At 68.3% G+C, this 21,913-nt stretch carries 25 protein-coding genes and 1 tRNA gene; 15 read left to right on the forward strand and 11 right to left on the reverse strand.

Annotated elements, in window-relative coordinates; translation table 11 throughout:
* Positions 1-18: 18 nt before the first annotated feature.
* The 3 genes from ACFYLW_RS00005 (at position 19) to ACFYLW_RS00015 (ending at position 2,547) form a co-directional block, all read left to right on the forward strand.
* A tRNA-Met gene (locus tag ACFYLW_RS00005) sits at positions 19-95 on the forward strand.
* A 390-nt stretch (positions 96-485) separates the two neighbouring features.
* Positions 486-908 (forward strand): TadE/TadG family type IV pilus assembly protein, encoded by a 423-nt coding sequence (locus tag ACFYLW_RS00010; protein ID WP_312064816.1) that lies wholly within the window; start codon positions 486-488, stop codon positions 906-908.
* Between the two features lies 1 nt (position 909).
* Entirely contained in the window at positions 910-2,547 is a 1,638-nt protein-coding gene (locus ACFYLW_RS00015; protein ID WP_312064814.1) for a TadG family pilus assembly protein, read from the forward strand.
* A gap of 34 nt (positions 2,548-2,581) precedes the next feature.
* Here ACFYLW_RS00015 and ACFYLW_RS00020 read toward each other — a convergent pair whose 3' ends face one another.
* Positions 2,582-3,937 carry a peptidoglycan DD-metalloendopeptidase family protein gene (locus tag ACFYLW_RS00020; RefSeq protein ID WP_312064813.1) on the reverse strand — a complete coding sequence of 452 codons (1,356 nt, stop codon included), beginning with the start codon at positions 3,935-3,937 and terminating at the stop codon, positions 2,582-2,584.
* Between the two features lie 332 nt (positions 3,938-4,269).
* Here ACFYLW_RS00020 and ACFYLW_RS00025 point away from each other — a divergent pair, with 332 nt between their 5' ends.
* From ACFYLW_RS00025 to ACFYLW_RS00065, 9 genes are all read left to right on the forward strand, one after another.
* The gene (locus ACFYLW_RS00025) at positions 4,270-7,467 is read left to right on the forward strand and encodes a YdbH domain-containing protein (protein WP_312064811.1); all 3,198 of its coding nucleotides are present in this window, start codon (positions 4,270-4,272) and stop codon (positions 7,465-7,467) included.
* A gap of 88 nt (positions 7,468-7,555) precedes the next feature.
* Positions 7,556-7,741: a YnbE family lipoprotein gene (locus tag ACFYLW_RS00030; RefSeq protein WP_292083840.1), complete on the forward strand. Its 186-nt coding sequence runs from the start codon at positions 7,556-7,558 to the stop codon at positions 7,739-7,741.
* Between the two features lie 20 nt (positions 7,742-7,761).
* Positions 7,762-8,121, forward strand: coding sequence for a YdbL family protein (locus tag ACFYLW_RS00035; protein ID WP_292083841.1), 360 nt, complete (start codon positions 7,762-7,764; stop codon positions 8,119-8,121).
* A gap of 9 nt (positions 8,122-8,130) precedes the next feature.
* Entirely contained in the window at positions 8,131-8,430 is a 300-nt protein-coding gene (locus ACFYLW_RS00040; RefSeq protein ID WP_312064809.1) for a hypothetical protein, read from the forward strand.
* Positions 8,431-8,447: 17 nt separating this feature from the next.
* Entirely contained in the window at positions 8,448-8,900 is a 453-nt protein-coding gene (locus tag ACFYLW_RS00045; RefSeq protein WP_312064808.1) for a hypothetical protein, read from the forward strand.
* 79 nt (positions 8,901-8,979) lie between these two features.
* Entirely contained in the window at positions 8,980-10,113 is a 1,134-nt protein-coding gene (locus ACFYLW_RS00050) for an acyltransferase (RefSeq protein WP_312064807.1), read from the forward strand.
* Between the two features lie 34 nt (positions 10,114-10,147).
* The gene (locus tag ACFYLW_RS00055; protein ID WP_312064806.1) at positions 10,148-10,678 is read left to right on the forward strand and encodes a CHAP domain-containing protein; all 531 of its coding nucleotides are present in this window, start codon (positions 10,148-10,150) and stop codon (positions 10,676-10,678) included.
* Positions 10,679-10,733: 55 nt separating this feature from the next.
* Entirely contained in the window at positions 10,734-11,579 is an 846-nt protein-coding gene (locus ACFYLW_RS00060) for a tryptophan 2,3-dioxygenase (RefSeq protein ID WP_312064805.1), read from the forward strand.
* Positions 11,580-11,636: 57 nt separating this feature from the next.
* Positions 11,637-12,122, forward strand: a complete 486-nt coding sequence (locus tag ACFYLW_RS00065; protein ID WP_312064804.1) for a PA2169 family four-helix-bundle protein — start codon at positions 11,637-11,639, stop codon at positions 12,120-12,122.
* Between the two features lie 151 nt (positions 12,123-12,273).
* Here ACFYLW_RS00065 and rplS read toward each other — a convergent pair whose 3' ends face one another.
* Both rplS and trmD read right to left on the reverse strand, forming a co-directional pair.
* Positions 12,274-12,696 carry a 50S ribosomal protein L19 gene (gene rplS / locus ACFYLW_RS00070; RefSeq protein ID WP_292083849.1) on the reverse strand — a complete coding sequence of 141 codons (423 nt, stop codon included), beginning with the start codon at positions 12,694-12,696 and terminating at the stop codon, positions 12,274-12,276.
* A 2-nt stretch (positions 12,697-12,698) separates the two neighbouring features.
* Positions 12,699-13,451, reverse strand: a complete 753-nt coding sequence (gene trmD / locus ACFYLW_RS00075; protein ID WP_292036485.1) for a tRNA (guanosine(37)-N1)-methyltransferase TrmD — start codon at positions 13,449-13,451, stop codon at positions 12,699-12,701.
* A gap of 127 nt (positions 13,452-13,578) precedes the next feature.
* Between trmD and ACFYLW_RS00080 the strand changes: the two genes are divergently transcribed.
* Positions 13,579-14,163 (forward strand): hypothetical protein, encoded by a 585-nt coding sequence (locus tag ACFYLW_RS00080; RefSeq protein WP_390182349.1) that lies wholly within the window; start codon positions 13,579-13,581, stop codon positions 14,161-14,163.
* Positions 14,164-14,253: 90 nt separating this feature from the next.
* Here ACFYLW_RS00080 and ACFYLW_RS00085 read toward each other — a convergent pair whose 3' ends face one another.
* Entirely contained in the window at positions 14,254-16,092 is a 1,839-nt protein-coding gene (locus tag ACFYLW_RS00085) for a DUF885 domain-containing protein (protein ID WP_390182350.1), read from the reverse strand.
* Between the two features lie 65 nt (positions 16,093-16,157).
* A complete protein-coding gene (locus ACFYLW_RS00090) occupies positions 16,158-17,822 on the reverse strand; it encodes a thiamine pyrophosphate-binding protein (RefSeq protein ID WP_390182351.1) in 1,665 nt (554 codons plus the stop codon).
* Between the two features lie 100 nt (positions 17,823-17,922).
* Between ACFYLW_RS00090 and ACFYLW_RS00095 the strand changes: the two genes are divergently transcribed.
* Positions 17,923-18,060, forward strand: coding sequence for an entericidin A/B family lipoprotein (locus tag ACFYLW_RS00095; RefSeq protein WP_105563734.1), 138 nt, complete (start codon positions 17,923-17,925; stop codon positions 18,058-18,060).
* 29 nt (positions 18,061-18,089) lie between these two features.
* On the forward strand, positions 18,090-18,560 hold the full coding sequence (locus ACFYLW_RS00100) for a YidB family protein (protein ID WP_390182352.1): 471 nt from the start codon (positions 18,090-18,092) through the stop codon (positions 18,558-18,560).
* A 2-nt stretch (positions 18,561-18,562) separates the two neighbouring features.
* Here ACFYLW_RS00100 and truA read toward each other — a convergent pair whose 3' ends face one another.
* From truA to ACFYLW_RS00130, 6 genes are all read right to left on the reverse strand, one after another.
* Positions 18,563-19,312: a tRNA pseudouridine(38-40) synthase TruA gene (gene truA, locus ACFYLW_RS00105; RefSeq protein ID WP_390182353.1), complete on the reverse strand. Its 750-nt coding sequence runs from the start codon at positions 19,310-19,312 to the stop codon at positions 18,563-18,565.
* Positions 19,312-20,235 (reverse strand): methionyl-tRNA formyltransferase, encoded by a 924-nt coding sequence (gene fmt / locus ACFYLW_RS00110; protein ID WP_390182354.1) that lies wholly within the window; start codon positions 20,233-20,235, stop codon positions 19,312-19,314. The genes truA and fmt overlap by 1 nt, the downstream gene beginning before the upstream one ends.
* 27 nt (positions 20,236-20,262) lie before the next feature.
* Positions 20,263-20,478 carry a hypothetical protein gene (locus ACFYLW_RS00115; protein ID WP_292083856.1) on the reverse strand — a complete coding sequence of 72 codons (216 nt, stop codon included), beginning with the start codon at positions 20,476-20,478 and terminating at the stop codon, positions 20,263-20,265.
* Positions 20,478-21,050 (reverse strand): peptide deformylase, encoded by a 573-nt coding sequence (def, locus tag ACFYLW_RS00120; protein WP_390182355.1) that lies wholly within the window; start codon positions 21,048-21,050, stop codon positions 20,478-20,480. Before def ends, ACFYLW_RS00115 begins: the two co-directional genes overlap by 1 nt.
* Positions 21,051-21,129: 79 nt before the next feature.
* On the reverse strand, positions 21,130-21,402 hold the full coding sequence (locus ACFYLW_RS00125) for a hypothetical protein (protein WP_390182356.1): 273 nt from the start codon (positions 21,400-21,402) through the stop codon (positions 21,130-21,132).
* 48 nt (positions 21,403-21,450) lie between these two features.
* Positions 21,451-21,807 (reverse strand): acyl-CoA thioesterase, encoded by a 357-nt coding sequence (locus ACFYLW_RS00130; RefSeq protein WP_390182866.1) that lies wholly within the window; start codon positions 21,805-21,807, stop codon positions 21,451-21,453.
* Positions 21,808-21,913: the final 106 nt, after the last annotated feature.

The raw sequence follows: 21,913 nt of genomic DNA on the forward strand, positions 1-21,913 counted from the left end.
CCTCACACACCGCCTTGCCGCGGGATGGAGCAGCCCGGTAGCTCGTCAGGCTCATAACCTGAAGGTCGCAGGTTCAAATCCTGCTCCCGCACCCACAAATACCTCACACCCGGACGTGAGGCTCTGATCGACACCAAGCCCCATGGCCTCCAGCCGTGGGGCTTTCTGCTTTCCGGGCCTGGCTCAGCGCCAGCAAGGTTCGGCACACTTCCATCTGCATCGCCTGGTGCAACTCGGCTAACCGCTATCGGCCTCGGCGGTGTCGGAGCGAAACCCAATCATGGACGCGGCGGCGTCGACCGCCAGTCGGGCTGGTTCTCGCTCCGACGAATCTTGCACGGGACCCTGTTCCGTCTCGATCGCAGGCGTACAGCCTCGACTGCGGCTCCATCACCGCGCCGGACAGGCCGCATTTTCGTGCGCCTACAACACCTCTTAACGGTGTTCAATCTAAAGTTATCACTTTAAAGAGGTGGGGCCGAACCATGAGGCGCTGCTTTTCTCTTCTGCCGTCAACCCGCGACCGGCGCGGGGTAGCCGCCATCGAGTTCGCCATGGTGGCGCCGCTGCTGATCCTGATGATGCTCGGCATGGTGCTGTACGGCGGCTGGTTCTGGATGGCCCACTCCGTCCAGTCACTGGCTTCCGAAGGCGCAAGGGCCGCCATCGCCGGCCTGGACCCGACCGAGAGAGAAGCCCTGGCCCGCGGCTTCGTCGGCGCTCAGGTCGGCGATCTCGGCTTGCACCCCGACCGCGCCTCGGTCGAGGTGCAAAGCACCGCCAGCGTGATCCGCGTTCACGTCGTCTATGACGCCAGCGACCATCCGCTGATGGCTCTGGCGGCCATCGTCCCCCCGCCGCCGCGCACGATTCGACGGACCGCCGTCGTCCGTCTGGGCGGGTACTGAGATGACGGCCCGGCGCTGGCTTGGCGATGAAAAGGGCGGCGTCGCCATCATGACGGCGGCCTTCGCCGGCTTGATATGCGTGCTCGCGGCCCTGGCGGTCGACCTGGGCTCCGTCTCGCTGAAGGCGCGGCAGATTCAAGGGACGGCGGACCTGTCCGCCCTGGCCGCCGCCCGCGATCTGGCCCGGGCCGAGACGGCCGCCCGCGCCACGGCCTCAGCCAATCTGACTGACTTGCAGGCCCTCACCGTGACCCGGGGCGGCTATGTCGCCGATGCCCGCATCAAGCCCGAGGACCGCTTCCGCCCCGGCGTCAGCGAGCCCAATGCCGCAAGGGTCGAGGTGACCGCGCCCGCCCCGCTCTTCTTCGGGCGCTGGATCCTGAACCGCCCCAACGTGACCGTGCGAAGGGCCGCGACCGCCGCCATCCCGGGCGGTCAGCCCCAGGCCATGTTCTCGATCGGCTCGCGGCTCGCCAGCCTGGACGGGGGCCTGGCCAACGCCCTGTTGTCGGGCCTGCTGGGCAGCAATGTCTCACTGACCGTGATGGACTACCGCGCCCTGGCCGGAGCCCAGGTCAACCTCCTGCAGTTCTCCGACGCTTTGGCGGCGGATCTGGGCGTGACGGCCGGCGACTACGACGCCCTGCTGCAACACGAGGTCACGGCGGGCCGGGCCCTGAAGGTGCTGGAGTCCATTGCAGGATCCGACACGAAATCAGTCCTCGGCAAACTGACCCGCACGCCCGTCGACGCCAGACTGAAGCTGAAAGACCTGATCGGAGTTGAGGCCGACGCCCGGCAGGGCCTGCGCGAGGCGCTGAACGCCGAGGTTTCCGCCCTGGACCTGATCATGGCCACGCTGGAGACCGCCAACGGCGACCGTCAGGTGGCGCTGGACCTGGGCGCCCGCGCAGGACTGGCCAGCGTGGACGTCATGCTGGCCATCGGCGAACGCCCGAACAAGTCCCCTTGGCTGACCATAACCGGCAAGGACGACCCCATCATCCGCACCGCTCAAGCCCGCGTCTATCTGAAAGCGACGACGGCCCAGGCCCTGTCCGGCCTGGCCCAGGTCAAGCTGCCGGTGCTGATCGAGGCGGCCGCGTCGGAGGCTCGCCTGAAACGCATCAATTGCGAGGGGGCGAGAACAGTCACCCTGGCGGTGCGCCCCGGCGTGGCGCGAGCGCGCATTGGAACCATCGACGAAGCGAAACTGAAAAATTTCAAGGCGCCGCTGGCCAGCTCGCCCGCGACCCTGGTGTCGGTTCTGGGTCTGGTCACGATCAAGGCCCAGGCCGATGTGGAGATCGCCGACCTCAGCTGGCAGGATGTCACGTTCAGCGCCTCGGACATCTCGCACCAGACGGTCAGGTCGGTACGCGCGCGCAGCTTCGTCAACGGCCTGATCGTCAGCCTGCTGCAAAGGCTGGACGTCGATGTCGACGTCATCGGCCTGGGTCTGGGGCTCGGCGATCTGGCCAAGGCGCTCGGCGCCCTGCTGACGCCGCTAGGACCCGCGCTCGACGGCCTGGTTCAGCCTCTGCTCGACCTGCTGGGGCTGAAGCTGGGCGAGGCCGATGTGCGGGTGCACGGCGTCCAGTGTCCGACCCAGGGTCGGACGCCGGTTCTGGTGGGGTGAAAGAGGGGCGCCCGCGCCCCTCGGCCTGTAAGCGTCAGCCCTCGACTGAACGCAGGCCCGAGACCGAGGCCTGCTGCACCACCGGGCGGCGCTGGCCCCCGGCGGCGATGATGCGATCGATGCGGGCCTTCTCGGCGCGGAAGGCGGCGAGATCAGCCCCCGCCAGGACGGTGCCTTCCTGGGTCTTGATGCCGGACGGATTGATCCGTTGGCCGTTGCGCCAGATCTCATAGTGAAGGTGCGGACCGGTCGAGGCGCCGGTCGAGCCGACGTAGGCGACGACCTGACCTTGTGACACGCGCTGGCCGGCGCGGATGCCCGAGCCGTAGCGCGACAGGTGGCCGTAGCCGCTTTCCAGGCCGTTGGCGTGACGGATACGCAGCCAGTTGCCGTAACCGCCCCAACGACGGGCCTCGACGACCACGCCGTCGGCGGGCGCCACGACGGGCGTGCCGGTGGTGGCGGCGAAGTCCATGCCCTGGTGCATCTTGCGATAACCCGAGATGGGGTGGGTGCGGACGCCGAAGTTGGAGCTGACGCGACGGAAGCTGGTCAGCGGGGTGCGCATCATGGCGGTGCGCGTATTCTTGCCGGTGGCGTCGAAATACTCCGCCGTCTTCGCGCCGGGGCGCTGATAGCGGTAGAAGGCGTGGCCCTTGAGCTCGGCGTAGAGCAGATCGCCGGTTTCCACCGTGCGGCCCGCCTCGGTCACCGAGCGGTCGAAGACCAGGGTGAATTCATCCGAGGCCTTCACGTCGCGCTGCATGTCGAACTTGTGCGCAAACAGCTGGCTGGCGCGACGGACGACCGCCGAGGTGGCGCCCAGTTCACGGGCGCTGGCTGACAGCGAACGCTGGACCTTGTCGTTGGCGACGACGGTTTCGTGCGTCACCTTTTCGTCGAGGGCGCGCAGACGCAGCGCGCCGTCGAAGCTGCGCGACACGGTCAGCTGGCTCGCCGGGCCGGTGCGCATGGTCAGGCCGATCAGGCGGGCGTCGCCCCGACCGCCGCGCGGCTTGGAGACGGCGGTCTCGAACTTCAGGCCGGCGCGCATGTCCTTGAGGTCGAAGGCGCTGGCGATGGTGGCGGCGACGGCGCTGGCTTCATCGGCGCCGATACCGGTGCGGCGCACGGCCTGCTCGAAGGTTTCGCCGCGGCGAATTTGCACGGGGATGGCCTCAGGGGCCGTCAGACCGGTCGGCGCGCCGGCGGCGGCGTAGGCCTGGGTCTCGAGATAGGCCATCTGTTCCGACGTCAGCGCGGGAACTTCCTCGGCGCGAACCGGTTCATAGGCTTGACCCGCCACAAGGGCGATGGCCACTGCGGCGGCGGTCGTCAGGAGATGCGGCGCAAGCCGCATCGGCTGGCGGCGCGGATCGAACTGAGCCATCGGTCCCCGGCAATCGACGACGCCCTACTGGCGCCAAACCATTCGAATCATGGATCGCGCCCCGGCAGCCCCGAAAACGCGAAGCGAGCGATATAGCCCGTCCGTCCCATCTTGGGAAGCGCGTAGGTTACAATTGGTTAACTTGGGCGAGGCGACGTCAAGTATTCCGCTGTTTTTCCTGAATCATCGGCGCAGAAGCGCCCTTTTCTCGCCTTGCTTGACTGAACAGTGACTGAAGCGCCACGCCCCAGTGTTGATGCGGCCACAACTGTTGTCCGCGAGCAATCTGTGGCGTTGTCACCCCATCCTTCCGCCGACGTACGCGAGCGCCTTTGACCGACGAAACGCCCGTCCTCCAGTCCGACCCCGCGCCGGGGTCCAAGCCGCCGACCCGCCGCCCGCGTTCGGCCGTCCGGACGGCGCTGATCATTCTGTTGATCGGCCTGCTGCTCCTAGTCGTTCTGGCCGCCGCCCTCTACCTGAACCGGCGCGCCGCCGCCCGCGAGCTTCTGACCGGCTGGCTGGACCGCAAGGGCATCGATGCGGATGTCGAGGTGGAGCGACTCGAAGTCGACGGCTTCGTCGGCAAGATCAGCTTAGGCGACCCGCGCGACCCCGACTTCAAGGTCGAACGGGTCGAGGTCGACTACGCCCTGGGCATGCCCTGGTCCCAGACCGGGCTGGGCGTCACCCCCAGCCGCATCCGCCTGGTTCGCCCCTTGGCGCGCGCCAGCTGGAAGGACGGCAAGTTTTCGCTCGGCTCGCTGGATCCTCTGATCGAAGAGTTCATGGCCAAGCCGCCGCGCCCGGATCAGCGCGCGCCCCTGGTCATCGTCGAGGGCGGCCGCGCTCGCATCGACACCGAATACGGCCCCCTGCAGGTTCTGGCCGACGCCTGCATCGACGACAGCAAGCTGATGCGGCTTAGCGCTCGCCTGCCCGCCGCTTCGTTGAAGAGCGGCGACACCGAAGCGCGCGGCCTGAGCGCCGTCGTCGACCTGACCACTGTCGGCGACCGCGTGGCGCTGAAGCTCGAAGCCGCCGCCGAACACTTCGCCGCGCAGGACACTGAAGGCGCCAATGCGCGCCTGAACCTGACCGGCGACCTGCCCTATCCCGACCTGAAAAGGCGTCGCGGCGACGGACGCGCCGTCATCGCCGCCAGCCTGAACGCCGACGTCCTGAAGGCGGGCGGCGTTGAGGGGCGCAAGACCGAGGCCGCGCTGGACTTCGACGGCCGGACCGAGGGCTGGATCGAGACCTTCCAGATCATCGGCAAGGGCCAGACGCGCGTGCGCGCCCGGCAAGTGACCGGCGAAGGCATGACGGCGCGCGGCGCCGACCTCGCCCTTGGCCGCGCCGACGTCACGGTCAAGCGCGGCCAGCGCGGACTGGAATGGCGCGTCGCCTCGCCCGTCGCGATCCGGCTGGACAGCGGCAAGGCGGCGGGAACCCGCCTGACCCAGGCCGTTCTGTCGTCGAACGGCCTGACGGCGGGCGGACGCGACGCGGCCTTCGAGGTGCAGGGGCCGCTGGCCCTGACGGCCGGACAGCTGTCCACCGGCGACCTCAGCCTGAACGAGGCGCGCGGACGGCTGGATCTGGATCTGGTGCGTGACGGCGTGACGCGCATGACCGCCGCCGGGGCACTGTCCGCCGCGCGCGCCGCCTGGCCTGGCCTCGGCTCCCCGGCGAAGGACGACCTGCCCGAGATGGCCGAGCTGAAGCGAGCCCTGGGCGCTTTCGCGCTCGACGCCCCGGGGGTCAGGCTGGCCGCCGGCAGCGCCGGGACCGAGCTGGTCCTGACGCGCCCGATCACGGCGCGCCCGGCCAACGGCGGCCTGCTGACCCTGAGCCCCGCCCAGACGCCCCTGTTCGCGGCTGAGGCCGGACAATCGGGCGGCGGCGCCCTGAGCATCACCTCTCAACGCGGCGGCGGCCTGCCCCAGGCCCGGATCGCCGTTTCGTCGTGGAGCCTGACGCCCGGGGGCTTCCGCGCCGCGCTGGACGGCCAGGCCGCGATGGACTTCGGCCCGGCGCGCGCCATCGCCCTGTCGACGAAGGGCGAGCTGGCCTCCAGCGGCGGCCGACTGACCTATATGGCGAGCGACTGCATCCCGCTCAGCGTCGGGCGGCTGGAGCTGGGCGAGAACGACGTGACCGACGTCGCCGGCCGTTTCTGCCCCGCAGACGCCCCGCTGATCACCGTCGCGAACGGGAGCTGGCGCGCGCAGGGCGCCCTGGCCGGCGTCGAGGCGACCGCGCCCTTCCTGGCCATGCGCTTCTCGGACGCCCAGGGCCGGCTGGTCGTGGACGGCAAGCCCGCCGGCCTGTCGATGACCGCCAGCGTGACGCGCGCCCAGGTCGCCGACGCCACCGCCCCGCAACGCTTCCTGCCGCTGACGGCGGTCGGCGAGGCGCGGCTCGCCGACGACGTCTGGAGCGGCGGCTTCGACCTGAACCGCCTGGAATACGCCGTCGGCCGCATCGAACTGCGCCACGACGGCAAGGCAGAGGCGGGCGGCGTGACCATCAGCGCGCCCAACCTGGCCTTCAGCCAGTACGGCCTGCAGCCCGACGACCTCAGCCCCCTGGCGGGCGACTACCTGAAGTCGCCGGTCGAGGGCGCGGCCGGGTTCGAGGGCCGCTTTGACTGGACCCCGACCACCACGTCCAGCTCCGGCGTCGCCACCATCACCGAGCTCGACTTCACCAGCCCGGCCGGCAAGGTGCAGGGCCTGAAGGGCCGCGTCGAGTTCACCAGCCTGACCCCGCTGATCACCGCCCCCGACCAGGTGCTGACGGTCGACCGGCTGGAGACGGTCACCCCGCTGACCGATCTGGTGCTGCGCTTCGCCCTGGACGAAAAGGCCCTGGCCCTGGCCGGCGGTCAGATTCAGGCGGCGGGCGGCCGCATCAGCATCGAGCCGTTCAGCATCCCCCTGACGCCCGGCGAGACCTGGGGCGGGGTGATCCTGGTCGAACAGGTGCAACTGAACGAGTTGATGAAGAGCGCCAACCTGCAGGACAAGGCCGAGCTGGACGCCGTGGTTTCAGGCCGCTTGCCCTTCACCTACGCCCCCGACCTCGGCTGGCGCGTCAGCGGCGGGGTTCTGAACGCGGTGCGACCGGGTCGGCTGTCGATCCAGCCCGAGGTCTTCGACGACCTGGCGGCCGGAGGCGCCGCCGCCGACGGCGCGGCCCTGCCGCCCAACACCATGCAAGACCTCGCCTATCAGGCCATGCAGGACCTGGCGATCAGCGACCTGACCGCCGAGGTCAATAGCCTGGACGAGGGCAGGCTGGGGGTCCGCTTCCGCATTAACGGCCGCCACGATCCGCCCGAGCGCGAACAACTGCGCCTCAGCTGGATGGAGCTGATCCGCCGCGACTTCCTCAACAAGAAGTTGAACCTGCCTTCGGACACGCCCATTGACCTGACGCTGGACACGACGTGGAACGCCAACCAGATCGTTTCGGACCTGATGGAATACGCCCGTCGCGGCGAAGCGCCGGAGATCAAGCCTTGAGATACGGCGCCGCTTTGTTCAGAACCCGTTCACGCACCGGGGCGTTAGATCGCCACGACTTCAACCGCCGCCCTCGGAGACCGGCCTCATGATCAGCAAGCGTCAGATCGCCCTGCTCGGCCTCGCCGCCGTCAGCGCCGCCGCGTGCGCGCCCACGGTGAACATCAAATTCAGCGAACCGCTGCAGATCTACGCCAAGCTGGACGCCGACATCCGCATCAAGCTCGACCAGGAACTGCAGAACCTCCTGCGCGAAAACCCCAACCTGTTCTGACCGGAAGAAAGGGGCTGAACATGATCAATCGCAAACTCTTCGTCGCCGTCGCCGCCGTCGCCGCCCTGGGCGCCGCCGCAGGCGCGGCCGTCGCCCAGACCGCCTCGCAAAAAGCCCTGGTCGATCAGGCCAAGGCCGCCGGCTCTGTGGGCGAGCAGGCCGATGGCTACCTGGGCGTCCGCACCTCGGTGAACGCCGACACCCAGGCCGCCGTCAGCGCCACCAACGCCGGCCGCCGTCAGGCCTACGCCCGCAGCGCCGCCGACGCCGGCACCTCGGCCGACGTGGCCGGGGCCCGGATGTTCGAAACTCAGCTGCTGCCGCGCATCAGCTCGGGCCAGTGGTACAAGAACGCCGCGGGCCAATGGGTCCAGCGCTGATCTGATGCAATGAAAACGCCCCGGGTCGAAGGTCGGACAGGACGGTTCCTGCTGGCCCTCGGCCTGGCGGTGGCGATCGCCGCCGTCGCCGTGCTCGGCCTGGCCGCCTACTGGCGACTGATCGGCGGCGGACCGATGTCCGTTCACGGCTGGATCGCCATGGGGCTCGGCGTGCTGTGCACCGTCGGCCTGGCCTGGTTGTTGATGAGCCTGGCTTTCCGCTCGGATCGCGAAGGCTGGGACGACCGGGTGGACAATCATCTGGACCCCGGCCGCGACAAGGCCGAAGACGACGATCTCACCTATTGATGCTCCCGGAGCCCGTCATGCGTTTCGCCCTGCTGTTCTCCGCCCTTTCCTGCGCCGCCGCCCTGACGGCCTGTTCCCAGCCCGCCGAGAAGGCTCCGCCCCCTGTGGCCGAGCCGCGCGCCCTGGCCGGGGTCGATCTGGACCAGCCGCTGCGGGTGCTGGGCACGGAACCCTTCTGGGCCGTCGAGATCACGCCGGCGGGCTTGATCTATTCGGGCGTCGACCGCCCCGAGCAGAAGGTCGCCAACCCCGGCCCGGTGCTGCAGGGCACGGTGGCGACCTGGACCGCCGAGACCGCGGCCAAGACCCCGCTGGTGGTCACCCTGATGGCCACTGACTGCTCTGACGGCATGAGCGACCGGACCTATCCCCTGACCGCCAAGGTCGAGATCGGCGGCGAGAGCCTGGCCGGCTGCGCCGCCGCCGTCGCGGCGATCGAGAAGGCTGGCGAATCCGGCCGCGTCGAATAGGGGGTCTGGCGCCGGAATTGCTGCACGGGCCCCGAGCCGCTTAACGCTTCCCAAAGCGGCGCTATCTCATGGTGGCCGCATGACCCCCGTCCAGACGCCTGTCGATCTTCGTCCGCTGACCGCCCTGCGGTTCATGGCGGCCCTGTGGGTCGCGCTCTACACCTTCTGGCCCAATCTAGACGTCGGCTTCCTGCCGAACCTGGCGGCCAAGGGCTATCTGGGCGTCGAGCTCTTCTTCGTCCTGTCGGGCTTCATCCTCAGCCACGTCTATCTGCACGCCTTCGCCGAGAAACGCTTTTCTTATCGCGGCTTCCTGTGGGCGCGGATCGCTCGGGTCTATCCGCTGCACGTCTTCACCCTTTTGGGCGTGATGGCGCTCGGGCTGGCGGCGGTGGCCGTGGGTCTGAGCATCGACGCCAGCATCCTCAGCTGGAAGAGCCTGCCCGCCCATCTGCTGATGCTGCACGCCTGGGGCTTCGCCGGCGAGGCGGGATGGAATCACCCCTCCTGGTCGATCTCGGCCGAGTGGTTCGCCTATCTGGCCTTCCCTCTGTTCGTCCTGGCGGCCTGGCCGCTGCGCAAGCGGCCGTGGGTGGCCACGGCAGGGGCGGCGGTCTTCCTGATGGGCCTCTATGCCGCCTTCGAGCAACTTGCCGGCTTCCCCCTGACCGAGGCCACCTTCCGCTGGGGGGCGCTGCGCATCGTGCCCTGTTTCGCCTACGGCTGCGCCCTCTATCTGGTCTATCGCCGCGCGCCCCTGCCTCGCGCCGGCCTGCTGGCCCTGAGCGCCGCCGTCGTCATGGTCGCCTCGGCCTCGGTCCTGGCCTGGGACGCCGTCACGGTTCTGGCCGCCGGCCTGCTGATCCTGGCCCTGGCCTCCATCCCTGAAGGTCAGGCCGGCTGGCTGGGCTCGAAGCCCGCCGTCTATCTCGGCGAGATCAGTTACTCGGTCTATATGGTCTGCGCGCCCTGGCAGATCCTGGCGGTCAACCTGGCCGCCCGGGCGACCGGCGCAGACGACAAGCGTCTTCACGTTCTTGTGTGGTTGGGGGTCATTCTGGGCCTGATCGTCGCGGCGGCCGCCACCTACCACCTGATTGAACGCCCGGCGCGCAAGGCTTTGCGCGGGATGGCCGACCGACGCCGCCCGCCTGTGGATCAGGCGACGAAACAGTCGGAAACGGTTCTTCAACCTTCGGACACTATCGTCTAAGGCTTGGTCCGCGTTTTGGTCGGGAGCACGCCAGATGATGAAACGGCTCACAGCCGCCGCAGTTGCGGCGACCCTTGGTTTCTTTGCGATCGGCCCTGCGCCGGCCAAGGCTGATGATCCCTACTGGCAGTGCGTGACCTTCGCCCGCATGTTCTCGGGCATCAATATCTTCGGCGACGCCTGGACCTGGTGGCGTCAGGCGGTCGACAAGTTCCGCACCGGCCGCGCCCCGGAAACCGGCTCGGTGCTGGTCTTCCAGCCCACCGGCCGCATGGACAAGGGCCATGTCGCCGTCGTCTCCGACATCCTGACCGACCGCGTCATCCGCGTGACCCACGCCAACTGGGGCGGCAGCCGCGGCAAGGTTGAAGAGAACGTCACCGTCGTGGATGTGTCGGCGGCCGGCGACTGGAGCCGGGTCAAGGTCTGGTACAACCCGATCAACGCCCTGGGCACCACCGTCTATCCGACCTACGGCTTCGTCTACAAAGGCGCCCGCGACGCCTTCGACAACGGTCGCCAGATGGCCGCTGCCGCAGCCAGCGAGCCCCGCGCCGCCAACTGACTTTTCCATCGCCTCCGGGCTGGCTCTTCGGGCCTGATGCGGCGATAGGTGGCGGATGACCGACGCAAGTAACGACATTCGCGGCCACGCTATCGAGGCCGCCAAGCACGAGCCGACCGGCATCACCTACGCCGGCTATCTATCGCTCGACGACCTGCTGAGCGCCCAACATCCGCGCTCGGACCAGCATGACGAGATGCTGTTCGTCATCATCCACCAGACCAAGGAACTGTGGCTCAAGCAGATCCTGCACGAGATGGCCCTGGCCCAGAGCCTTGTCCGCGCTGGCGATCTGGTGCCCGCCTACAAGAGCCTGGCCCGCGTCAGCCGCATCCAGTCGGTCATGACCCAGAGCTGGGACATCCTGGCCACCATGACCCCCTCCGACTATCTGAAGTTCCGCGGCGACCTGGGCGCCAGCTCGGGCTTCCAGAGCGACCAGTTCCGCCGCCTGGAGACCATGCTGGGCCTCAAGGACCCGCGCTTCCTGCGCTTCCATGTCGAACGGCCCGAGGCCCATGCGGCCCTGGTGGCGGCCATGGAGGCCCCCAGTCTCTATGACGACGCCCTGCGCCAATTGTCTCTGGCCGGCCTGCCGGTGCCCGCCGAGGTGCTGAACCGCGACGTCAGCCAGACCTATGAGCCGTCCGAGGGCGTCGAGGCCGCCTGGCTGGAGGTCTATCGCGACACCGAGCGCTGGTGGCCGCTGTACCAACTCGCCGAGAAGCTGGTTGATCTGGACGACGCCCTGCTGACCTGGCGCCACAAGCACGTGGTGACGGTCGAGCGCATCATTGGCCGTCGTCAGGGCACGGGCGGCACCGACGGCGTCGGCTATCTGGTCGAGACGCTGAAACGCCGCTGCTTCCCCGAACTCTGGTCGTTGCGCACCAAGCTTTAACCGAGCAACCTTCGCTGCTGGCGCGGGTTTCACCTGCGTCAGCCATGGAGGTTTCTGGTGAGCAGCCCCAACAGTCATGACATCAAGGTTTTGAACCATCTGGCCGTCGGTGTCGTCGACAGCGCCGACGGCTATGCCGAGGCGGCGGCCGAGACGGATGATCCCCGCTATCGCGACCTCTTCCTGCGCCGCAGCGACGAGCGGCGTCGGGTGGCGGCCGATCTGCAAGCGGCGGTGCGCGGCATGGGCGGCCAGTCCGAGGACGAGGGCTCCATCCTGGCCAAGGCGCAGCGCGCCTTCATGGACATCAGGCACGCTCTGATGCGCGACGAGGCCTCGGTCGTCGGCTCGATCGAAAGCAGCGAGGCTCATCTGCAGGCCCGCTTCGACCGCGCCCTCAGCGATGAGGCCCTGTCGGCCACGACCCGTGAAACTATCCGTCGCGCCCAGGCCGCCGTCCGGTCCGGCCACCAGGAAATGCATGTCCTGCGTCGTAGCCTCGAGGGCCAGCGCGACGCAGACAATCCCCTGCATCCGCAGTAGGACGTGGGAATCTCCCTCGCCATGAAGGGGAGGGGAAAGTCGCGCTCAAGCAGCGCGGCGTCGCGCGACGCGCGATAGCGCCCCAGGAATGACAAAAGGCCCCGGCGTTTCCGCCGGGGCCTCGATCTATCAGCACTGGGCCGAAGCTGGATTAAGCTTCGTCGCCCTTGTCGGCCGAACCGGTGACCGGAACGGTAGCGCCCTTGGCCGGACGGGTCGTCTGACGCTCGGCGATACGGGCCGACTTACCGCGACGGTCGCGCAGGTAGTAGAGCTTGGCGCGACGGACGACGCCGCGGCGCTTCACTTCGATGGACTCGACGTTCGGCGACAGGATCGGGAAGCGACGCTCCACGCCTTCACCGAAGGAAATCTTGCGGACCGTGAAGGTCTCGTTGATGCCGCCGCTGTCGCGGGCGATGCAGACGCCTTCAAACGCCTGGATGCGTTCGCGCTCGCCTTCCTTGATGCGCACGTTGACGCGCAGGGTGTCGCCCGGCTGGAAGTCGGGGATGGTCTTGCCTTCGAGCAGGCGGGCTTTTTCTTCGGCAGCGATCTGCTGGACGATGTTCATGTCTATTCTCCTCGGGCTTTAGCGCCCTTTGCCTTTGATTTGGCGGAGCCAGGCTCCGCAGCCGTCTTCGCCAGATGCGCCGCCCAGAGGTCCGGACGCCGTTCCCGCGTAGTCTCTTCCCGCTGCGCCTCTCGCCATTGCGCGATCTTCTTGTGATCGCCCGACAGCAGCACCTCGGGAATGTCGTGCCCCTCGAACGTTCGCGGTCGCGTGTACTGCGGGTGTTCCAGAAGGCCGTCCTCGAAGCTTTCGGACGACAGGCTTTCAGCCGCGCCGAGAACACCGGGAACCAGTCGTACGCACGCCTCGATCGCCACCATGGCCGCCGCCTCGCCACCGGCGAGGACCGCGTTTCCGACGGAAATCTCCTCGAACCCGCGGGCGTCGAGCACCCGCTGGTCCACCCCCTCGAAACGACCGCAAAGCACGACGATCCCGTCGGCCTTGGCCCATTCCTTCACTCGCGCCTGCGTCAGGGGTCGACCGCGTGCGCTCATGTACAAAAGCGGCCGGGGCGGGCCTTCCAGACTATCCAAAGCCCTGGCCACCACGTCCGCTTTAAGCACCTGACCGGGACCGCCACCCGCAGGGGTGTCGTCCAAGAATCCGCGCTTATCTTCGGAAAACGCCCGAATGTCCAGCGTCTGCAGATCCCACAGCCCCTTCTCACGCCAGGCGGTGCCGATCAGCGACACGCCGAGCGGCCCGGGAAAGGCTTCGGGGAACATGGTCAGGACGGTGGCGGTGAAGGGCATGGCGGCGGCTCATACAGGAAACCCGGCAATCCGGCGAGCCGGTGCATCGCGATGGAGCAACGCCAGGGCTGGTTGACTTACTCGTTCGACGCGTCCCAACTCAGAATTCAGGAATCTGCGAGACTCCATGCGCGCCCTTGTTTCCCTCCTTGCTCTGCTGAGCGCTTCCGCCTGTGCCGCGCCCTCCAAGGTCTACGAGGCACGAATGCCGCTGGAGGTCAGGCGCGCCGAAGGTCAGGCGCCGCGTATGGGCGACGTCGCACTGCGCGCGGGAGGGGACAGCAAGGGCGATCCGTTCTCGTTCACCCTCCGGTTCGACAGCGATGGCGAACATCTGGGGTCGCCGCATTCGGTAGGATGGACCGTAAAGTTCGGCGACTACTGCCGCGACCGCCCCAGTTGGGTTCAATCGGTTCTGATCGGGCCGAATGGTCAGGCTTGGCCGGGGTGGCGCGTCTTCGTACCCGCCGGTTTGGACAGAGGTCAGGATTGGTCCACCGGCTACGCCAGCGTCAACGAAGCCGACGCTGTAGCCGCGCCCAGATTTCTGGAAGCCCTCAAGAAAGGCGGCCGTTTCAAAATAGCCCTGGAAGACGACGAAGGCCGATACTGGCATGAAGCCGTCATCGATCTTCAATCGCCCTCCCGCTGGGAACAGTTGTTCGCCGCCAATCGCGACGCAGTCGGCGCGGCAGATCCGACATGCCCCTGAGAGGGGCGACACCACTTATCGCTGTGTATCAACCGCCATTTACGCCGCCGCCCCTGCCGCGCCCGTGTCCGTGACGACGAATATAGAATCCTAGTTCGGCGCCCCGCCGCCCGCTGCGATCCAGGCGTCGACCTGGTCCGCCAGCACGTCCAGCGGCACCGAGCCGGAGCCGAGGACCACGGCGTGGAAGTCCTTGATGTCGAAGCGCGGTCCCAGCGTCGTCTCGGCCTTGTGGCGCAGTTCCTCGATCTTCAGCTCGCCGATCTTGTAGCTGGTCGCCTGGCCGGGGTTGGTGATGTAGCGCTCGACCTCTTTCTGGATGTCGCGCTCCGACAGTAGGGAGTTCTGACGGAAGTAGTCCATCGCCTGTTCGCGGCTCCAGCGCTTGGCGTGCAGGCCGGTGTCGGTGACCAGACGCACCGCGCGCCACAGCTCGGTCGAGAGGCGGCCGAAGTCGGAATAGGGGTCCTGATAGAAGCCCATCTCCTTGCCCAGCTGTTCGGCGTAGAGCCCCCAGCCCTCGGCGTAGGCGCCGTAGCCGCCGAAGCGACGGAAGCGCGGCAGGCCCTCGATCTCCTGGGCGTAGGCGATCTGGAAGTGATGGCCCGGCGCGCCCTCGTGATAGCTGATGCCCTCGATCTGAGGCTTCAGCACCTGGGTCATGTCCGACAGGTTGACGTAGTAGATGCCGGGCCGCGAACCGTCGGGCGCAGGCGCATTGTAGAAGGCGATCGAGGCCGTGGCCTCGCGGAACGGCTCGACGGCGCGGACCTCCAGCGCCGCCTTGGGCAGGTTGGAGAACCATTGGGGCGCCACCGCCATGACCTGGGCGATGAAGGCGCGGGCGTCGGTCAGATACTGCTCCTTGCCCTCCGGCGTATTGGGATACTGGAAGCGCGGATCGGTCTTCAGGAAGACGAAGAAGTCCTGCAAGGAGCCGTCAAAGCCAACCTTGGCCTTGATAACCTCCATCTCGGCCTGAATGCGGGCCACCTCGTCCAGACCGATCTGATGGATCTGATCGGCGGTCAGGTCGGTCGTGGTCGAGAGCTGCAGGCGGGCGTTGTAATAGGCCTCGCCGTTCGGCAGCCGCCAGACGCCCGCGTCGCTGTCGGCCATCGGCCGGACCTCGCCCAGGGCCGTCAGGACGGTGTCGAAGCCGCGCTTGTAGGGGCCGGTCAGGGCGGCGCGGGCCGAGGCCAGCAGCCGGTCCTTGGTCGCCTGATCGGCGTCCAAGGCGGCGACCTTCTTCTGGAAATCGGCCCAGACCGGATTGTCAGCGCCGCTGTCGAAGGGGGCGCCGGTGATCACCGCGCGGGTGTTGGCGATCGAAGGTTCGAAGACGAAGCGCGGCGAGACCACGCCCTCGGCGGCGCGGGCCTTCAGCGTCGTCGCCACCTGCCCCATGTAGCGCTCGGCCTCGGTGATGCGCGAGACATAGGCCTCGGCGTCCGAGACGCTGCTGATGCGGTGGTTGTTGATCAGGAAGACCGGCAGGCCCGTCGTCGGATTGCCGTTGGCGGCGAACTGGAAGCCCCAGTCACGCCACTGGTTCGACAGGCGCGCCTGCTGCACGCCGTATTCGAACAGACGCCAGGACATCTTGCTCTGCGCGTTCAGCTTGGCCGGATCGAACTCGGCCTTCATGCGCGCCAGTTGAGATTCTTGCAGGGCCAGCGCGCGGGCCGAGGCGGCGTCTGAGACATCGTCCAGCTTGTCGTAGTCGGTCTTCAGGCCCAGGCCGGTCATCTGCTGCGGGCTGAGCGCGATGCGTTCCTGGAAGGCCTGATCAAAGAAGGCGTTGAGGCGGGCGTCCTCGCTCTGGGCCTGTGACGAAGCCGCAGCGGGCGCCGCCGTTTGGGCCATGACGGCGGGCGCGACGGCGCTAAACGCCAGAACGGCGGCGGATGAGATCAGAAAACGACGCATGAAACCCCCTCGAAACGACGAGGCGGCACTGTTCCCGCAATGGGGAAGCGACGCAAGTTTATCGGTCAGCCGTCGCGCAGGTCCGTGATCGTCCGACCCGGCGCGATCTGCTCGGCGTCGGTGATCAGGTGGATCAACGCCGGACGGCCGCCCGCCGCCGCTTCGCGCGCCGCCGCCAGGGCCGCCGGGAAGTCCGCGGTCGCCTCACAGCGCACGGCGAAGGCGTCGAAAGCCTCGGCGTACTTCACGAAGTCGGGGTTCTTCAGCTCAGTGGCGATGACGCGGGCGGGGTATTCCCGCTCCTGGTGCATGCGGATGGTGCCGAAGGTTCCATTGTCGACCACCACGACGATGACGCCGAGGCCGTACTGGGCGGCGGTGGCCATCTCATTGGCGCTCATCATGAAGTCGCCGTCGCCCGCGATGCAGACCACCTCGCGCGAGGGCTGTGTCGCCTTGGCGCCCAGGGCCGCATGATAGCCGTAACCCATGGCGCCCGAGGTCGGGGCCAGCTGGGTGCGACGGGCCTGATGGCGGTGGAAGCGGTGCAGCCAGGCGGCGAAGTTCCCCGCCCCATTGGTCAGGATGGCGTCTTCCGGCAGGACTTCGGCCAGATGGCCGACGACCTCGCTCATGTTCACCGCGCTCTTGACCTCGATGGGCGAGGAGAAGGCGATGAAGTCGGCGTGGGCGGCGGCGCCCTGTTTGCTCCAGTTCCGGCCCGGATCGATGGTCGACAGGGCCAGGGCCGCCAGCGAATTGTCAGAGGCGGCCGACAGGGCCGGCGCCCAGACGCGGCCCAGCTCCTCTGCCCCCGGATGGATATGGATCAGGGTGTCGACCGTCTTCGTCCGGTCCAGCAGGGTGTAGCCTTGGGTCGGATTTTCGCCCATGCGGGCGCCGATCACCAGCAGCAGGTCGGCCGCTTTGACCCGTGCGACCAGCTTGGGGTTCGGGCCCAGGCCGAGATCGCCCGCATAGCCCGGATGGTCGTTGCGGATAAGATCCTTGCGGCGGAAGGACAGGGCGACGGGCAGGCCCAGACGCTCGGCCCAGGCCGAAATCGCGTCGGTGGCGGCGTCGGTCCAGCCGGATCCGCCGAGGATCAGCAAGGGGCGTTCAGCCCGCGACAGGCGTTCGCGCACCTGCTCGACGAAGGCCGGGTCCGGCGCCGCCTTGGCGGGGACGACGGGGCGCACCGGGGCGGGGCCGCCGTGGTCGTGCAGGATGTTCTCGGGCAGGGCCACGACCACCGGGCCCATGCGGCCCTGCAGAGCCGTGGCGAAGGCGCGCTCGACGATCTCGACCGTGCGTTCCGGGCTTTCGATCTCGGTCGCCCACTTGGCCAGGCCGCCGAAGACCTCGCGGTAGTCGACCTCCTGGAAGGCGCCGCGCCCGCGGTCGGTCAGGGCGATCTGGCCGACGAACAGGATCATCGGCGTGGAGTCCTGATGCGCCGTGTGCACCCCGATCGAGGCGTGGGTCGCGCCCGGTCCGCGCGTGACCATGCAGACGCCCGGCTTACCGGTCAGCTTGCCATAAGCCTCGGCCATGTTGGCGGCGCCGGCCTCGTGACGGCAGACGATGACCTCGATCTGATCCCGCACGTCGGCCAGTGCGTCGAGCACGGCGAGATAGCTTTCGCCCGGCACGCAGAAGACCTTGTCGATCCCGTTCATCACGAGGGTGTCGACCAGACGGCGGGCGGCGGTGTCGAAAGCTTGCGTCATGGTTTCGCCGTTAGCAGATTGAAGGATGAATTGGCCATGCAACCTTATGGCCAAGCTTCACGTTGAAGCGCTCATTCGTCTCATCTTCGGGGAAATCATCATGCGCAAGCTCATCGTTCTCGGCGTCATCGCCGCCGCCTTGACCACCGCCGCCTGCAACACCGTCGCCGGCGTCGGCCGTGATCTGGAAGCCGCCGGCCAGGCCGTGACCTCGAGCTCCAACTCGGCCCGAAACTAGGGCCGACTCCCCGGCGGCGTTACGATCGTTTGCGATCCCGCCACAAAAGCGTAGCCTCGTCCCCTCAGACTGCCGACTTCAACCGGAGGACGACCATGGGACTTCTGGATAACGTGCTGGGCGGCCTCGGCGACGACGCCGCAGGCGGCCTGTCGGACCTGCTCAAGGGTCAGGGCGGCGTCGCCGGCCTGGCCGAGAAATTCGGTCAGAGCGGTCTCGGCGACGTGGCGGCCTCATGGATCGGCAAGGGCGGCAACGCCGCGATCTCACCGGAGCAGATCGCTTCTGTGCTCGGCTCGGGGCCCATCGCCGACTTCGCCGCCAGGCTGGGCGTCTCCCCGGAACAGGCCGGCGAGACCCTGGCGGGCCTGTTGCCGGAAGCCGTCGATCGCTTGACGCCGAACGGCTCGGCCGAGGGCGCCGACGACCTGCTGGGCGGCCTGTTGAACAACCTGCCGGGCGGCCTTGGCGACGCCCTGGGCGGCCTGTTCAAACGCTAGACCTAGGCCTCGGCCTCATAGGTGACGCCGGTCAGATAGAGCCCGTCTGACGGCGCCACTGGGCCGCAGCGCGCGCGGTCCTGCGCCGCCAGCGCCTCCGCCAGATCGGCCATGGCCCACCGCCCCAGCCCCACCTCGGCCAGACTGCCCGCCATTGAGCGCACCTGACGATGCAGGAAGCTGCGCGCCTCGAACACCAGATGCACTTCTTCGCCGACGCGGGTGACGCGGGCCACGTCCAGGGTCTTGACCGGGCTGGCCGACTGACACTGGGCGTCGCGGAAGGTGGTGAAGTCGTGCAGGCCGATCAGGCTCTGCGCCGCCGCATGCATGGCCTCGGCGTCCAGCGGCTTCTTGACGTGCCAGACCCGGCCCCGGTCCAGCGCTGGGCGGCCCGGGCGGTTGAGGATGCGGTACAGATATTTGCGCCCATTGGCGGTGAAGCGGGCGTGCCAGTCGTCGCTGACCGGGGCGCAGTCCAGCACCGCCACCGCCTCATGCATCAGATGGGCGTTAAGGGCGTTCATCACCGTCCGCGCCGGCCAGTCCCGCTCCAGATCGACATGGCAGGTCTGGCCCGTGGCGTGGACCCCGGTGTCGGTGCGCCCGGCGGCGGCGATGCGCACCGTCTGGCCGGAAAAGGCCGTCACCGCCGTCTCGATCGCGCCCTGCACCGTCGGCTGGCCCGCCTGGGCCTGAAAGCCGTTGTAGGCCGAGCCGTCGTACTCGACCGTGAAGCGGTAGCGGGGCATTACCCGAGCACAGTTCCAGCAGGGACCGCGAAGCCGCGCAGCATTTCCTCGGCGGATTGCGCCGCCTTGCCGGGGCGCTGCACGCGGGTCAGGCGCACCGCGCCGGTTCCGCAGGCCACCGTCAGGGCGTCGTCCAGCACCTGACCGGGCGAACCTTCACCCTCGGCCAGCCCCGACATCAGGGCCTTGATCCGCACCGGCTTGCCGTCGGCCTCGACCTCGAACCAGGCGCCCGGGAAGGGCGACAGGCCGCGGATATGGGCGTCCACCTCGGCGGCGGGGCGGGTCCAGTCGATCCGGGCCTCGGTGGGCGTGATCTTTTTGGCGTAGGTCGCTTCGCCGACCTGCTCGGTCTCGGTGAAGCCGCCGCGTTCGATGGCGGCGAGCGCCCGCGGCCACAGGGCGGCGCCGAGATGCGCCATGCGCTCGGTCAGGCTGGCGGCCGTGTCGTCGGGGTGGATGTCCATGACCTCGGACAGGATGATCGCGCCCTCGTCCAGGCCCTCGCTCATCCGCATGATCTGGGCGCCGGTCTGGCGATCCCCGGCCATGATGGCGCGCTGGATCGGGGCCGCACCGCGCCAGCGCGGCAGCAGCGAGCCGTGCAGGTTGAAGCAACCCAGACGCGGGGCCTCCAGCACTTCAGGCTTGAGGATCTGGCCGTAGGCGACGACGCAGGCGGCGTCGAGATCGAGGCTGCGGAACGTGTCGATAGCCTCGGCGGCCTTCATGCTCTCGGGCGTGAAGACAGGCAGGCCCATGGCCTCGGCGAAGGCGTGAACCGGCGACGGCGTCAGCTTCTGGCCCCGGCCCTTGGGGCGCGGCGGCTGCGAATAGACGGCGACGATCTCGTGTCCCGAGGCGATCAGCTCGGCCAGCGACGGCACGGCGAAGTCGGGGGTTCCCATGAAGGCTAGGCGCATGGCCACGCCTTTAGACCGTGGGGCGGATTACATCCAGCGCGTATAGACGCCGCCGCCCTCGTCCCACTCGCCGCCCGCGTCCAGAGCGTCGTCGAAATCGAGCAGACGGTCCAGCAGCAGGCCCGCCACCACGCCGACTGCGGCGACAGCGACGATGGTGGCCAGGCTGGCGGCGCCGACCTTCTGATTGCGGGTCATGCGGCGACGACCGCGGGGGTCGATGATCGTGGTCTTGCGGGCCATCAGGCGGCCAGCCTTGCGTTCTTCTTGACCTTGGCGACGGCCCGTTCGCGGCGCAGGCGCGACAGGTGGTCGATGAACAGGACGCCGTTCAGGTGATCCAGTTCGTGCTGGAAGCAGACGGCGTAGAGACCTTCGATCTCTTCCTCGATCTGCTCGCCGGCATAGTTCAGGTAGCGGACGCGGATGCGAGCGGGGCGTTCGACGGCGTCGAAATATTCCGGCACCGAGAGGCAGCCTTCCTCGTAGGAGAAGAGCTCGTCCGAGGCCCAGATCACTTCGGGGTTGACGAAGTAACGGGGGTTGCGGCGCGCCAGGGCGTCTTCCTCGGTTTCCGGTTCTTCCGGCTGCCCCTCAACGACCTTGTCGCCGAGGTCCATGACCACGACGCGTTTCAGCTCGCCGATCTGGGCGGCGGCCAGGCCGATGCCCGGCGCGGCGTACATGGTCTCCAGCATGTCGTCCATGAGGGCGCGCAGGTCGTCGGTCACGCCGCCCTCGACGGGCGGGGAGACGGCCTTGAGGATCGCCAGGTCGGCGGCGTTATCGATGGTCAGGATGCGACGAATAGCCATAGCCCGCAGGTAGGGTGCGGGCGGCCCAACGTCAAGAATTTCCGAGTGCGGCGCTTGGTCTTGCGCCGGACGAGAGAACTCAGCCGGCCGAGGCCGCCGCGATCCCGGCGACCTGCATGATCGTCCAGACCGCCCCGCCGATCGCAAGCAGACCCCCCGCGCCGGCCGCCTTCAGCCGCGCCCGGCACAGGCCTTCGAACCGCTCAGGATCGACCGCGCGCTCGATACGGCGCGCGGCGTGTCCCTTGCTGCGGATCACGCCGGTCTGGCGCGCCTTGAGCAACGGCAGAAGTTCCCGCAACATCAGGAACAACCCGCCGACAAAGGCCCCGATTCCCGCCAAGGTCCACATGTTCAACCTCCCAGCCTCGCCCGAGGCGCTGGCTGAACATTGTTACGCTTAGGCCTGGCTGTCCAGCACCGGCGGCAGCGGACGCGGCTTGCGGTCCGCGTCGATGGCCACATAGGTGAAGACGCCCTCGGTCACGCGCACCGAGCGGGCCTCGGCCTCGCCGCGCGAGCGCTTCCAGACCTCGACATGGACGCGGATCGAGGTGCGGCCCGTGTGGATCACCTTGGCGTAGGTCGAGACCTCGTCGCCGACCGAGACCGGCTGGTGGAAGACCATGCCGTCCAGGGCCACGGTGGCGCAGCGGCCGTTGGCGCGCTCGAAGGCCGGGGTGGCGCCGGCCAAGTCCATCTGGGCCAGAAGCCAGCCGCCGAAGATGTCGCCCTCGGGGTTGGTGTCGGCGGGCATGGCGATGACGCGGCCGACGGGCTGGCCTTCGGGCAGGAGGACGGGGGTCTGTTCAGCGTCGGTCACGATCGGGGCCTTGAAAGTCTTGGGGAGGAGAGCTTCTCCA

Source organism: Brevundimonas sp. NPDC007368 (genome assembly GCF_042869015.1).
Lineage (GTDB): Bacteria > Pseudomonadota > Alphaproteobacteria > Caulobacterales > Caulobacteraceae > Brevundimonas.